Origin of the sequence: Streptomyces laurentii, from assembly GCF_040635425.1 — a bacterium.
GTDB classification, from domain to species: Bacteria; Actinomycetota; Actinomycetes; order Streptomycetales; family Streptomycetaceae; genus Streptomyces; species Streptomyces laurentii.
Window position 1 is genome coordinate 36,901 of record NZ_JBEYHT010000049.1, and the last position, 13,174, is coordinate 50,074.

The 13,174-nt window shown below is 74.6% G+C and carries 12 protein-coding genes and 1 pseudogene; 7 read left to right on the top strand and 6 right to left on the bottom strand.

The window, feature by feature from the left end:
- Positions 1–101: 101 nt before the first annotated feature.
- Positions 102–548, top strand: a pseudogene (locus tag ABZ693_RS26200) (alpha/beta fold hydrolase); the annotation flags it as partial.
- 214 nt (positions 549–762) lie between these two features.
- Positions 763–1,599, top strand: a complete 837-nt coding sequence (locus tag ABZ693_RS26205; RefSeq protein ID WP_359881865.1) for an alpha/beta fold hydrolase — start codon at positions 763–765, stop codon at positions 1,597–1,599.
- Between the two features lie 45 nt (positions 1,600–1,644).
- Here ABZ693_RS26205 and ABZ693_RS26210 read toward each other — a convergent pair whose 3' ends face one another.
- On the bottom strand, positions 1,645–2,559 hold the full coding sequence (locus ABZ693_RS26210; protein WP_359881867.1) for a spermidine synthase: 915 nt from the start codon (positions 2,557–2,559) through the stop codon (positions 1,645–1,647).
- A gap of 66 nt (positions 2,560–2,625) precedes the next feature.
- Entirely contained in the window at positions 2,626–3,081 is a 456-nt protein-coding gene (locus ABZ693_RS26215; protein WP_435842545.1) for a hypothetical protein, read from the bottom strand.
- 338 nt (positions 3,082–3,419) lie between these two features.
- Here ABZ693_RS26215 and ABZ693_RS26220 point away from each other — a divergent pair, with 338 nt between their 5' ends.
- The gene (locus ABZ693_RS26220; RefSeq protein WP_359881869.1) at positions 3,420–4,700 is read left to right on the top strand and encodes an NsdA family TPR-like regulatory protein; all 1,281 of its coding nucleotides are present in this window, start codon (positions 3,420–3,422) and stop codon (positions 4,698–4,700) included.
- Between the two features lie 157 nt (positions 4,701–4,857).
- On the opposite strand, the gene ABZ693_RS26225 is transcribed toward ABZ693_RS26220, so the two are convergent.
- The 4 genes from ABZ693_RS26225 to ABZ693_RS26240 all read right to left on the bottom strand — a co-directional run bounded on the left by ABZ693_RS26225 (position 4,858) and on the right by ABZ693_RS26240 (position 7,942).
- Positions 4,858–6,312, bottom strand: a complete 1,455-nt coding sequence (locus ABZ693_RS26225; RefSeq protein ID WP_359881871.1) for a tRNA-dependent cyclodipeptide synthase — start codon at positions 6,310–6,312, stop codon at positions 4,858–4,860.
- An 18-nt stretch (positions 6,313–6,330) separates the two neighbouring features.
- Complete coding sequence (locus ABZ693_RS26230) at positions 6,331–6,672, bottom strand: DUF6092 family protein (RefSeq protein ID WP_359881874.1); 342 nt, start codon at positions 6,670–6,672, stop codon at positions 6,331–6,333.
- Positions 6,635–7,192 carry a nitroreductase family protein gene (locus tag ABZ693_RS26235; RefSeq protein ID WP_359881877.1) on the bottom strand — a complete coding sequence of 186 codons (558 nt, stop codon included), beginning with the start codon at positions 7,190–7,192 and terminating at the stop codon, positions 6,635–6,637. The genes ABZ693_RS26230 and ABZ693_RS26235 overlap by 38 nt, the downstream gene beginning before the upstream one ends.
- A gap of 135 nt (positions 7,193–7,327) precedes the next feature.
- A complete protein-coding gene (locus ABZ693_RS26240; protein WP_359881878.1) occupies positions 7,328–7,942 on the bottom strand; it encodes a histidine phosphatase family protein in 615 nt (204 codons plus the stop codon).
- A gap of 174 nt (positions 7,943–8,116) precedes the next feature.
- On the opposite strand from ABZ693_RS26240, the gene ABZ693_RS26245 reads away from it, so the two are divergent.
- The 4 genes from ABZ693_RS26245 to ABZ693_RS26260 are packed head-to-tail and all read left to right on the top strand — an operon-like array spanning position 8,117 to position 13,122.
- Positions 8,117–9,043, top strand: coding sequence for a phosphatase PAP2 family protein (locus tag ABZ693_RS26245; RefSeq protein WP_359881881.1), 927 nt, complete (start codon positions 8,117–8,119; stop codon positions 9,041–9,043).
- A complete protein-coding gene (locus ABZ693_RS26250; protein ID WP_359881884.1) occupies positions 8,976–10,142 on the top strand; it encodes a hypothetical protein in 1,167 nt (388 codons plus the stop codon). The genes ABZ693_RS26245 and ABZ693_RS26250 overlap by 68 nt, the downstream gene beginning before the upstream one ends.
- On the top strand, positions 10,133–11,722 hold the full coding sequence (locus ABZ693_RS26255) for a hypothetical protein (protein WP_359881885.1): 1,590 nt from the start codon (positions 10,133–10,135) through the stop codon (positions 11,720–11,722). Before ABZ693_RS26250 ends, ABZ693_RS26255 begins: the two co-directional genes overlap by 10 nt.
- 41 nt (positions 11,723–11,763) lie before the next feature.
- The gene (locus tag ABZ693_RS26260; protein WP_359881908.1) at positions 11,764–13,122 is read left to right on the top strand and encodes an AAA domain-containing protein; all 1,359 of its coding nucleotides are present in this window, start codon (positions 11,764–11,766) and stop codon (positions 13,120–13,122) included.
- Positions 13,123–13,174 lie beyond the last annotated feature (52 nt).

The following is a 13,174-nucleotide window of genomic DNA, read 5'->3' on the forward strand; positions in this document are numbered from 1 at the left end:
GCCCGGGACCACACGCTGGTCGGCCCACACTATCCGGTGGCGGGCGGCTCCCCCCCCTCGCCACCGGCCCCCTGGACCTGGACGAGCTCGCCGACCAGTTGGTGGCCTCGGCCGTCGCGGCGGGCCAGGAGTCGTTCGCCGTGCTCGGGGAGTCGCTGGGCAGTGCCGTGGCCGTCCGGATCGCCGCCCGGCATCCCGAGCGGGTCCGGGCGCTCGTCCTCACCGCCGGCTTCCCGGTCGCGGACCCCGTCCTGGCGCACGCCGAACGGCTCATCAAGACGCTGGCGGACGCGGGCCGGTGGGACGACGCGGCGCGCTTCGCCCTCCTCTCGTGCATGTCCGCGACGGACCTGGGCGCCATCGATCCGGCCGGCCTGGAGGCGGCGGTCGCCCAGACCGGGGACGCGATGCCGCCGGGCACGCTCGACCACTTCGACCTGGTGTCCCGCGTGGACGTGCGGGCCGACCTGGAGGGGATCTCCGCGCCCACCCTGGTCGTGGCACCCACCGGCGACCGGCTGGTGCTGCCGGAGAGCGCGTACCGCCTCGCGGCGGGCATCCCCGGCGCCCGGCTGGTCGAACTGCCAGGCGCGGCCCACATCCTGAACGAGGCCGACCGCGCGACGTGGCTGGGCCACGTCCGGGCGTTCCTCGACACTCTCCCCTTGGCGCGGGTGCGACCGCCGGGGACCGCGCTCTGCCATGCTCACCGCCGACGCCCTCGGCACGAGGGACCGGGAGGGACCAGGAGGGACGGGACGCGTGATCACGACGGACGACGGGGTGCGGCTGTGGACGCGGCGGACCGGGACGGGCGCGGAGCCGCTGATGCTGTGTCATGGCGGGCCGGGGATCTGGGACACCTTCGGGGACGTCGCGGCGGGGCTCGGCGACCGGTACACGGTGCACCGGTGGGACCAGCGGGGCTGCGGGCGTTCACAGGGGATGGACGGGGGTCCGGAGGCGTACACCCTGGATCGCGCGGTCGCCGATCTGGAGGCCGTACGACGGGGATTCGGGCTGGAGCGGATGACACTGCTCGGGCACTCCTGGGGCGCGTATCTCGCCCTGCGGTACGCGCTCGACCACCCCGGGCGGGTCACCCGGTTGGTGTACGTCTCCGGGGTCGGCGTCGGCCCGGAGGAGGGGTGGCGTCCGGCATATGCCGAGAACTTCCTGCGGGCCCTCGGGCCGCGCCGCCGCCGCTGGGAGGAACTCGTCGCGCTCCCCGAGCCGTCGGCCGCACGGGAGCGGGAGCAGTGCGTGCTGCGCTGGGCGACCGACTTCGCGGATCCGGACCGGGCGCTGCAGCAGGCGGCGCGGATGGCCACCCCGTGGTGCGGAGGCGTCCACACCGCCGCGAACCGGCTGCTCGGCGCCGCGATGCGGGCCGAGGACCCGGCGGCGCTGCTCGACCGGTGCGCGCGGCTCGACGTGGACACGGTCGTCGTGGACGGCGCCCTCGACCTGCGCCCGCGGTCGGCGGTCGACTCGCTGGTCGCGGCGCTGCCCCGGGTGCGGCGGGTGACCCTGCCGCACGCCGGTCATATGCCGTGGGTGGAGGACTGGGCGGGCTTCCGGGAGGCCGTCACCGGGTGACGCCGGTCGGGCATATGCCAGACCGGCACGCGACGACTCCGCGGCTCACTGGAAGACCGACGGCGGCGGTACGGGCGAGGGCTTGGCGCTCGCGTCGGTGACCGGGACCGCGCCGCCCGTGAAGTCGGCGAGGGACCGCCCGTGTTCGACCCGGCCCGGGTGCGGGTCGGTCGCCACCCGCCGGGTCAGTTCGGCCACCGGCAGCGCGCGGTCCGCGGCGAGCAGCACGGCGTTGCCGAAGCGCCGGCCGCGCAGCACGGTCGGGTCGGCGGCGAGCGCGAGTTCCGGGAAGACGGCGGCGGCGGTCGCGACCTGGCCGCGCAGATGGGCCAGCGGCGGGCCGTCGGCGAGGTTGGCCGCGTACCAGCCGTCGGGCCGCAGCACCCGCCGTACCTCGCCCAGGAACTCCGTACTGGTCAGATGCGCGGGAGTACGGGCGCCGCTGAAAACGTCCGCGATGATCAGGTCCGCCCAGCCGTCGGGCAGCTTCGCGAGCCCGGCGCGGGCGTCGCCGGCCCGCACCCGGATCCGGGCGCCGGGGTCGAGCGGCAGCGCGCGGCGGACAAGCCGGACGAGCGGTTCGTCCACTTCGACGATCTGCTGGGTGGAGCGGGGGCGGGTGGCCGCCACGTACCGGGCGAGGGTGAACGCGCCGCCGCCGAGGTGCACGGCCTGGATCGGCCGGTTCGGCGGGGCGACGAGGTCGGCGATGTGGCCGAGGCGCCGCTGGTACTCGAAGGAGAGGTACCCGGGGTCGTCGAGGTCGACGTGCGACTGCGGGGCGCCGTCGATGAGGAGCGTCCACGCGTGCGGGCGGTCCCGGTCGGGGACGATCTCGGCGAGCCCCCCGTCGACGGTCTCCGCGACCGCCTCGGCTCCCGCCGACCGCTCCCGGTCCCTCCCCCGGTCCCGGACGCCGTCGCGGTCCCGCCCCCGTTCCTTCTGCTTGTTCCTGGCCACGCCCCCATTATCGGCGCGGCCGGCCGGGCCCCGCCGCGCGGGCCCATCCCGCCCCGGGAGGACCGGCTACCGGCGGCCGTCCGCCGCCTCGATGAGCCGGGCCGCCTGCCCCAGGGCCTCGCGCAGCATCACCGGATCGGTGACGTGCCCGCCGTCGCCGGGCGGCAGCAGCCAGTCCGCCGGGCGCGTGGTGGCGCCGTCCGGGCCGGGCAGTTCGGGCGGCTCCGGCAGGCGCAGCCCGCGCCCGTCGGTCCGCGTACAGGCGCTGCCCGGCATGTCCCAGCCCGCCGCCGTGCCGGGCGGCACGAGGAAGCCGAGGGTGTCGCACGCGCCGTCGTGCAGCACCGACCCGACGGCCGGCGCGCCGCCCCGGCGCAGGATGTCCACCGCTTCCAGGCCCTGCCGGGCGGGCACGGTCACGAGATCGCAGGGTTCGTCCGGCGCCGCCGGGGACGCGCCGGCGTCCTGTGCGGGCGCGTGTCCCTCGGTCGACCGCGAGGGCGACGGCGCCGATGCCCACACGGCCGGCGGCGGGGCCGCCGACGCCCGCGAGGCCAGCGACAGCGACGGCACCGGCGGCAGGGCCGCGGTGTGGTTGACGGCTCCGATGGCTCCGGTGGCTCCGGCCTCCATCATGGGACCCTCCTCGTTGGCGAAGAGGAGACGCGTTCGGTCTCTCCGTCCGGTTCAACGCCACACCGCGTCAACGGCAACGGCGGCACGCCGCGCCAAAGGATGGCAGTTCATGGCAGATCACCGGCGAGATATCCGGTTTGTTGGCAAACTCCGCGTAGGCGACCGGTCACAGCGGGTACGTTTTTCCCGCCGGAACACCGGCAGCACCAGGAGAGGGCTCGGCCATGGCGTTGTCACGGGCAGTTCCCAATCTCGCTTTCCGCGGGCTCCGCGGGGGGCGTTCGCCGGCCGAGTTCGCGGCGCTCGTCCGCCGGTCGGCGCGCGAGATCGGCGAGCGGGTCGCCTGCGACGCCCGCTACATCGGGCGCGTGGAGGCGGGTGAGATCCGCTGCCCGAACTACGCGTACGAGCGGGTGTTCCTGCACATGTTCCCCGGGCTGACCCTCGCGGACCTGGGCTTCTCGGCGCGGGAGGCCGTACGAGGCCGCAGGCCGGCCACGGCGCCGTCCCCCCTCGCCCTCACCACCCGGAACGATGAGGAGAGCGACGTGCTGCGTCGCGCATTCATGACCGGCGGCACCGCCACCCTGGCAGCCGTCTCGATGGGACTGGACGACGGCCCGGCCGTCGCGATCCCCGCGCCCCGTGGCGCCCACCGCGTCGGCGACGCCGAGGTCCGTGCCGTCGAGGACGCCGTACGGAAGATCCGGCTGCTCGACGACCGGCACGGCTCCGAACGCTTCTACCAGCGGGCCACCCAGCCGCTGCGGGCCGCGTTCGCCCTGCTCGACGCGGGCGGCACGGCCCGCCGCGAGACCACCGGCCGGCTGCACAACAGCGCCGGCGAGCTGGCGATCTCGGTCGGCTGGCTGGCCCACGACTCGGGCCGGCTGGACGACGCCCGCTCGCACTACGCCGAGGCCCTGGCCACCGCCCGGCTGGCCGGGGACGCGGCCCTGGAGGCGCACGCCTTCTGCAACACCTCGTTCCTGGCCCGGGATTCGAAGCGGTACCACGAGGCGGTACGGGCCGCCGAGGCCGGACTGCGGGCCGCGCGGGCGCTCGGCTCGTCCCGGCTGCTCGCGCTGCTCAGCCTGCGGCTGGCCGGCGCGTGGGCCGGCCTCGGCGACCGGGCCACCTGCATGAAGGCCCTGGGCCGCGCGCACACCTTCTTCGGGCGGGGCGGCTCCGAACAGGACCCGGAATGGATGTCCTTCTTCGGTGAACCGGAGATGGAGGCCCTGGAGGCGCAGAGCTGGTCGCTGCTCGGCGACTGGTCGCGCGCCGCCCACCACGCCCAGCGGGCCACCCACCGGCAGGACCCGCACTTCGCGCGCAACCTCGCCCTCTACCGGGCCCACCTCGCGGTCGACCTCGCGCACGCGGGACGGCCCGACGAGGCCGCGGCGGAGGCACGGCGGGTCGAAGGGGCGCTGGACGGCGTCGAGTCGGCCCGGATCCGGCGGATGCTGACGGAGACGCGGAAGATCCTCGCGGCGCACTGAGCGCACCGCCCCCGGTGCGGGTACGGGGTGGGGTGACGGGACCTGGTTCCGGGTCCCGCCGCCCCGCCCCGTACCCCCGACGCTCCGTCACCCCGGGGGAAGCCCGTGCCGGACGGGTCGGGCCGGGTCAGGCCGGGACAGGCCGGGTCAGGCCGGGTCAGGCCGGAACAGTCTCCGCGCGTGCGCTGAGCAGGAGGTTCACCGGCTCCCCGGCGTACGAGGGAACGCCCTTCATGGGCTCCCACACCACCGGGCCGAAGCCGGTCTCCCCGAGGGCCGCCTCGATGGTCTCGCAGCTCCAGTAGCGGGCCGGGAGGGTGGTGGGCGGGGTGGTGGGGATGGTGAGGGGGGACGGGTCGCCGTCGCGGGGGTCGTCCGGGCGGTTGACGACGAGACCGTTCATCTGCGCGGTGCCGGACGGCAGCCGGGGGTTGCCGACGTAGGCGAGGAAACGCCCGCCGTCGGCGAGGTTGGACCGGACCCGCCGGAGCATCCGGGCGAGCGTCTCCCGGCTGTCCGCGTAGTGCAGGACCGCGACCGCCACGGCGACGTCGAACGCGCCGAGGACGGGCATGTCGGCGGCGTCGTGGACCTCGTACCGCACCCCGAGCGGGTCCGCCTCCTCCAGCCGCCGCGCCGTGTCGATCATGCCTGGGGACAGGTCCACCCCCAGGACCCGGGCCGCGCCCTGCTGTCGCAGCAGCCGGGCGTAGGCGCCGGAGCCGCAGCCGATGTCGAGGACGGAAGCCCCCTCGACCGGCCCCAGGGCGTGCAGCAGGGAGGGGACTTCGATCAGACCGCGGTAGGTGCTGAACACCCGTTCCACATCGGTGTAGTCGGACGAGATCTCGTCGTACTGCGCGGTGAGGGTCACCGTGTTCCTCCCGGGAAGTGGGGGTGCCGCCGGCTGTGAACCGGCGGAGGGTGCGGGGGCGGGCGGCCGGACCACGAGGAAGCCCTGGCGGGGATCGCGGTCGAGACTGCCGAGGCCCTGGAACAACTCCCGTACCACCGGCATCGACTTGTGGTAGCAGGCGACCGAGGAGGGTACGTCGAGGATGCCGGGCGTGTTCAGCAGGAAGGGCAGTTCGGCGCGGAGGTAGGCGAGGCCCGCGCTCCACTGCGCCGCGGACGCCGACCCGGGCGGGCCCGGCGTCTGGGACATCAGCAGGTCGTGGACCTGTTCCTCGGCGGCGCGCGAGAGGAGCCCGCTCCGGGCGAGGTCCGGTTCGGCGCGCCGCAGCACCTCCTGGTAGCCGGGCAGGGTCTCGTACTCCGACAGCGGCCGGACCCGGAAGCGCGGGTGCTCGCTGGCGGCGACCCGCTCCAGCGCGCGCCGGAGTCTGCGCCGGACGTCCTTGAGCATGCCCTTGGTGCGGCGCCGCGCTTCGTCCGGGGTGAGTCCGCACGCCACGAGCATGGTGTCGATGTGCGTGTCGACGTACATCACGTCGATCAGGGAGAAGTGCCGCTCCGCCCAGACGAGCAGGGCGCCCAGCCGCTCCTGGTTGAAGTAGCTGTTGCCCGTGCTGACCCCGATCAGCACATGGTCGCCCCGCTCGAAGACTCTGCGGCACATGGCCGTGACGGGCAGCACGTCGAACTGGTTCATGACGCCGCTTCCCTCAGGTCACACGGGCACGACGGACGGGGGCTCCTGCGGGATCAGGTCGGAATCCCTCAGCTGCAGAGTGAGCCGCAGGCACACCTCGTCGAGGAAGCCGGTGACGTCCCGCTGGATCATCGGCCCGCACATGAAGTCCTCCAACTGACTGTGCAGTGCGAGGAGTTCGCTGTTGTCGAGGCCGCGGTCCTTCAGCAGGACCAGGACCCGGCGGGCGGCGTCGATGCACCGGAAGGTGCCGTACACCTGCGGTTCGTCGAGCAGCCCGCGTCCGCAGCTGAGCAGATACGCGGCCAGGAGGATCAGTTCCTCATCGACCGGTCGGGGAGGGGTTTCCCCAGAAATCATGACCGACCACCTCGCTTCGGTCTCGACGCGGCGGAGAGACGAGGTCCCTCTTCGGATATCCGACGGGCACCAGCAGGAGCGGTTCGAGATGTTCCGGCAGCCGGAGCAGCGCCTGGACGGAGGTCCGGCGGAAGCTGGCCGCGGGACATCCGCCCAACCCCATGGAGTGCGCGGCGAGCAGCAGGTTCTGCACGGCCATGGCCACGCACAGCAGCCCCTCGTCCCAGAACTCGCCGTCGTCCTTCACGGCGCGCGAGCGGTCGAAGCACGCGACGACCACGAGCGGGGACGGTTCGATGAGCCCGGGGGAAAAGGCCCTGAGCACCCGGAGGGTGCGCGGATCACGCACGGCCACGAACGCCCATGCCTGTTTGTTGCCGCCGGTGGGGGCGGCCAGCATGGCGTCGAGCAGAGCGTCCAGCCGGTCGTCGTCCACCGGTTCGCCGGTGAACTGCCGCACCACGCTGCGCGTGCGGATCACCTGCAGGGTGGCTGACGAGGACGCCAGTGACGTGGACAAGTCCATCCTCTCCGAGCCTCAGGAAACGCTCACGAGTGAGAGATGCGAAACGCGGCCGGAAGCGGCGATCGTCCCGATTCGGGACGATAGCAGGAGACTTGCCCGTGACTCCGGACTGAAACACCAACTGCCGTACTACCGCGCCTGTTCGAGGTGTCCGGTGTCGTTCCAGCGCTCGATCGCCGGATCCCCGTACGCCCAGCCGAGGACCGACAGGCTCGTCGGGTCGAGGCGCAGCCGGGCCGCGAAGGAGACGTCCTCACCCAGCCAGCGGGCGGCGATCGAGCGGAGGATGTGGCCGTGCGCGAAGACCAGCACGTCGCGGCCGGCCTCGCGGGCCCACTGGACGACGTGATCGGCGCGGTCCGAGATCTCCGCCAGCGTCTCGCCGTCGGGGACGCCGTCGCGCCAGATGAACCAGCCCGGCTGGATCTCCTGGATCTGCGCCGGGGTCATCCCCTCGTACGCGCCGTAGTCCCACTCCATCAGCGCGTCCCACGGCTCGGCCCGGTCGCCGAAGCCGGCGAGTTCGCAGGTCTCGTGGGCGCGGGCGAGCGGGCTGGTGCGCACCTCGACGCCGTCGAGTCCGTCCCACGGCGTACGGTGCAGCCGCGCGCCCAGCAGTCGGGCGCCGCGCCGGCCCTCGTCGAGCAGCGGGATGTCGGTCCTGCCGGTGTGCCGGCCGAGCAGCGACCACTCGGTCTGACCGTGCCGGGCGAGCAGGATGCGCGGTGCCGATGCCGGTGCCATGCGGGCTCTCCAGATGTTCAGGTACAGGTGCCGTCCCATCATCACTCACCCTGATCACCCGGCCCGTTCCGGCCATCCGGCGTCGTCCGCGCGAATTCATGGTGATGTCCGGGCAACCGACCGCCCCCGGCCCGCGTCCTCCTTCGATCAAGGACGAGTGGGGGGACACGTCATATGCGTCGGCCACGCTGGTGGGTGGAGCTCATACTGATCGCCGCGGTCTACGCGGCGTACTCCGGCGGACGGCTGCTCGCCCGCGGCGACGCGAGCACCGCCGTCGCCCACGGACTCTCCCTCCTGCGCGTCGAGGACACCTTCGGCCTCGCCCTCGAACGCCCGCTCAACCGGCTCTTCACCGCCACCCCCGCGCTCGGTGTCCCCGCCGACTTCGTCTACGCGTCGCTCCACTATCTGGTCACGCCCGCCGTGCTCGTCTGGCTGTTCCGCCGCCGCCCGGCCCGCTACCGCGCCGCGCGCGCCTGGCTGATGACCTCCACACTGCTCGGCCTGGTCGGCTTCGTCCTGATGCCGACCTGCCCGCCCCGGCTGCTCGACGCGGCGCACGGGTTCACCGACACGATGGCGCAGTTCAGCGCGTACGGCTGGTGGGGCGGCGAGGCGAGCGCGCCGCGTGGGCTCGGCGGGCTGACCAACCAGTACGCGGCGATGCCCAGCCTGCACGTGGGGTGGGCGCTGTGGTGCGGGGTGATGCTGTGGCGGTACGGGCGGACGCCGCTGCTCCGGACGCTGGGCGTGGCGTATCCGCTGCTCACCACGGTGGTGGTGATGGGCACGGCCAACCACTATCTGCTGGACGCGGTCGCGGGGGCGGCGGCGATGGGGGCGGGGCTGCTGCTCACCCCGTACGTGCTCCGCTTCCTGGACCGGCTCCCGGGCCGCGCCGGGGCCGGTTCCGGCGTCCCGGTCGCGGCCGGCGCGGCGGCGGTGGCCGGCGGGCGCGGCGATGGGGTGATCGGGGGCGATTCCCCGCGAAATTCCCCGGTTGTCAGTGGCGGATGGGAGACTTCCGCGGGTGAGCGCATCCCTGGACAGCGGTCCGCACCGGCCGCCGCAGACGACACTCCGGCATCGGCTCGCTGAGCTGCGCGGACCGGCCACCGTGCCGCGTCCGCTCGACGCGCGGGCGCTGGCCGCCCTGGCCGCGAACCCGGGCTGCCGGCGGCGGGCGATCCTCGACGGGGCGGGGGTCGACAAGACCGCGCTCGCGGCGAAGCTGGGCGCGCCCTCGGGCTTCGGCCAGTCGCAGTTCGCGATCGCCCGGGGCAACGCGTTCGAGAAGAAGGTCAAGGCGGACGGCGGCCGGGAGCTGCTGGCGCTGCTCGGCATCGAGGAGCCGGGCACGGTGGACCTGCCGGAGCTGACGGCGGCCGGGCCGCAGGGCCGGGCGGCCCGGACGGCGCTCGCGCTGCGGGAGGCGACGGCGGCGGGTCGCTGGGCGCTGTTCGACCATCCGATGCTGGCCCTGGAGGTGGCCGGTTCGCCGGTCTACCTGGAGCCGGACGCGGTCGTGGTGCACCCCGACGGCCGGTGGACGGTCGTGGAGATCAAGTCGTTCCCGATGATCGACGGTTCGGCCGACGCGGCGAAGGTGGGCGCGGCGGCCCGCCAGGCGGCGGTGTACGTACTGGCCCTGGAGCGGACCGCGGCCGTCACGGACGGCGCGGAGGTGGCGCACCGGGTCCTGCTGGTCTGTCCGAAGGACTTCTCCAACCTGCCGACGGCGTCGGCGGTGGACGTGCGCAAGCAGGTGGCGGTCACCCGGCGCCAGCTGGCCCGGCTGACCCGGATCGAGGACATCGCGGCGGCGCTGCCGCCGGAGGTCAGCTTCGACGTGGCGGAGTGCTCGCCGGAGCAGCTGGCGTCGGCGGTGGAACGCGTCCCGCACGCGTACGCGCCGGAATGCCTGTCCGCGTGCGAACTGGCCTTCCACTGCCGGGAGCGGGCGCGGGCGGCGGACGTCGTGGCGGCGCTGGGGCGTTCGGTACGGGGCGAGCTGGGCGGTCTGACGACGATCGGCGCGGTCCTGGCGGCGGCGCGCGGCGAGGAGGGCGACCCGGACGATCCGGCGGTGGACGCGCTGCGGCGGGCGCGGGCGCTGCGGACGGAAGCCCTGGCCTATGCCGGAACGAGCACCGGCACGGGTGCGGGGACGCGCGCGGGGGTGGCGACGTGTCGCTGATCTCCACCCTGGCCCGGATGGAGGCCGTCGAGGCGGGCCGGGCCCAGCCGCTGGCCACGGTCCGGCACCGGCATCTGTCGGAGCGCCCGCTCGTCTTCGTCCCGCTGACCACGTCCGGCGAGGCGGGCGCGCCGCTCGGCGCGCTGGTGGGCACCGACCCGGAGGAGCCGCGGCTGCTGGTCGTCCCGCAGCCGCGCGACCGGGATCTGCGGTTCGCGTTCCTCGCCGAACTGGCCGACGCGATCCTGCCGTACGTCGACTCCTTCGCCGAGGACGTGGAGACGGCGGAGCGGTCCGAGACCGACCCGGAGACCGGGAAGAAGGTCAAGGTCGAGGTCGCGCTGTGCGCGGACGCGCCGCAGCTGGTGGTGCCGAGCCGGGCGGGTGTGGAGTACGTACGGCTGCTCGGGCGGTCGACCCGGTTCCGGCGGACGGCCGAACAGGATCCGGAGACACCGTTCCCGGCGCCGCCCCGGGTGCCGCTGCTCGGCCGCTGGCTGACGCACTTCGGCGAGCGGGCGCGGGTGCCGGGGTCCTCGCTGCTGGTGGCGGCGACGGATCTGCTGAACCGGCACTGGGCGACCGGCCAGTCCTCCCTGGAGGACCAGCACCTGGGCGCGCTGCTCGCCTGGATCGACCCGCCGGAGGGCGAGCGCGGTGCCGAGGCGGCGCTGCGGGCCGAGCTGGGGCGGGACGCGCGGGGGCAGCTGGAGTGCCCGCCGGCCGGTCCGGCGACGGACCCGGCGTTCGACAACCGGCTGCTCGCCCCCGCGATCGAGGCCTACGACAAGGCGCGGCAGGCGCTCGGCGCGGCCGAGGACGGCGAGGCGGCGGAGGACGGGCTCGCCGCGCTGCACCGGGCCGAGCGGGAGATCCGGCGGCTGGTCGCCGGGCAGTTGAGGCCGACCTGGTACGGGGTGTGGCAGGCGCTCGGCCTGCTGCGGGAGCTGCCGGAGGGCGCGCGGGTGGCCGACCGCTGGACCCGGGACCGCTGGTCGTTCACCGGTCAGCGGGACCGGATCGCGGCGGGCGAGCCGCCGCAGCCGCGCCGCGACGACGCGGTGACGGCGGCGCAGAAGCTGGCGGCGCGCGAGCAGGCGCAGGGACAGTTGGAGGCGCAGGAGGCGCTGGACGACCCGCTGGTCCTTGCGGGGCGGCGGCTGGCGGGCGAGGCGTTCGTCGGGGAGGTGGCGGAGGTGACGATGGCCTGGTCGGAGTCGAAGCGCCCGGCACCGCGCCCGCTCCTGACGGTCCGTACGGACGACCGGCCGCATCTCGGGGAGGGCGTGAAGGTGTACCGGACGCTGGACGGCCGGCCGCAGTCCGCGGAGTTCGTGGGCCGGGAGGAGGACGGGGCGCTCGTGCTGCGGCTGCTCGACAAGATGGGCCGGTCGAAGGACCCGGCCGAGGGGACGGTGCCGGAGAAGGGCGAGCGGATCGCCTGGACGCTGTTCGAGCACGACCAGCGGCCGGGCGCGAAGCTGCCGGACCCGGAGGAGACCCCGTGGACGCACGGCGGCCCGCCGCGCTCCGACGCCGCCGAACTGCCCGACGCCGTGACCCCCGAGGACATCCTGTGACCCGCGACTCCACGCCCTCCGGATCCCTGACCTTCGGTTCTCTGACCTTCACGTCCCCGGCCTCCGGCGCTGCGGTCTTCGACCCGTCCGCCGAGGCGGCGCGGGCGACGGCCGCCATCCTGGAGAGCACCCTGCACGGGACCGCCCGCGGGGTGGTCGTCGACTCTCCGCCCGGCGCCGGCAAGTCGACGCTCGTGGTCCGCGCGGCCCTCGAACTGGCCGCCGCCGGCCGCCCGTTGATGGTCATCGCGCAGACCAACGCGCAGGTGGACGACCTGGTGCTGCGGCTCGCCGAGAAGGAGCCGGACCTCCCGGTGGGCCGGCTGCACTCGAACGACACGGACCCGTACGACAAGGCGCTCGACGCGCTGGAACAGGTACGGAAGTCGGCGAAGCCGGCCGATCTCGCGGGGCTGCCGGTGGTGATCTCGACGGCCGCGAAGTGGGCGCACGTGAAGAACGTGGAGCCGTGGGAGCACGCGATCGTCGACGAGGCGTACCAGATGCGCTCGGACGCGCTGCTCGCCGTGGCGGGGCTGTTCCAGCGGGCGCTGTTCGTGGGCGACCCGGGGCAGCTGGACCCGTTCTCGGTGGTGGGCGCGGAACAGTGGGCGGGACTGTCGTACGACCCGTCGGCGTCGGCCGTCTCCACACTGCTCGCGCACAACCCCGAACTGCCGCAGCACCGGCTGCCGGTGTCGTGGCGGCTGCCCGCGTCGGCGGCGCCGCTGGTGTCGGACGCCTTCTACCCGTACACCCGCTTCCGCAGCGGCACGGACCACGGCGACCGGCGGCTGTCCTTCGGCGTGGCCTCGGACGGCTCGGGCCCGGACCGGGTCCTGGACGAGGCGGCCGAGTCCGGCTGGGGCCTGCTCGAACTGCCCGCCCGGCACACCCCGCGCACCGACCCCGAGGCGGTCCTGGCGGTGGCCCTGGTGGTCCGGCGCATGCTCGACCGGGGCGGCGTGACCGTCGGCGAGCGGTCCCCCGACCCGGCGCCGCTCACCGCGGAGCGGATCGCCGTCGGCACCGCCCACCGCGACCAGGCGGCGGCGATCCGCGCGGCCCTGGCCGAACTCGGCGTGACGGGCGTGACGGTGGACACCGCCAACCGCCTCCAGGGCCGCGAGTACGACGTGACGGTCGTCCTCCACCCACTCTCCGGCCGCCCCGACGCCACCGCCTTCCACCTGGAGACCGGCCGGCTGTGCGTCCTCGCCTCCCGGCACCGCCACGCGTGTGTGGTGGTGTGCCGCGCGGGCGTCGCGGAACTCCTCGACGAGCATCCCTCGACGGAGCCGGTCCAGCTCGGCGTGACGATGAAGTTCCCGGACGGCTGGGAGGCCAACCACGCCGTCCTGTCGCACCTGACGGAACACCGGGTGAGCTGGACCCCGTAAGCCCGGTCGGCCCGTCGCGCTCCCGCCCGGGGCCTGTGAGCCTCGGGCCGGG

Bases quoted from the DNA above. Each gene is read 5' to 3' on its own strand.
- ABZ693_RS26245 (WP_359881881.1), top strand. From the start codon at position 8,117: ATGCGTCGGCCACGCTGGTGGGTGGAGCTCATACTGATCGCCGCGGTC.
- ABZ693_RS26225 (WP_359881871.1), bottom strand. From the start codon at position 6,312: ATGAACCAGTTCGACGTGCTGCCCGTCACGGCCATGTGCCGCAGAGTC.
- ABZ693_RS26240 (WP_359881878.1), bottom strand. From the start codon at position 7,942: ATGGCACCGGCATCGGCACCGCGCATCCTGCTCGCCCGGCACGGTCAG.
- ABZ693_RS26230 (WP_359881874.1), bottom strand. From the start codon at position 6,672: ATGATTTCTGGGGAAACCCCTCCCCGACCGGTCGATGAGGAACTGATC.
- ABZ693_RS26220 (WP_359881869.1), top strand. From the start codon at position 3,420: ATGGCGTTGTCACGGGCAGTTCCCAATCTCGCTTTCCGCGGGCTCCGC.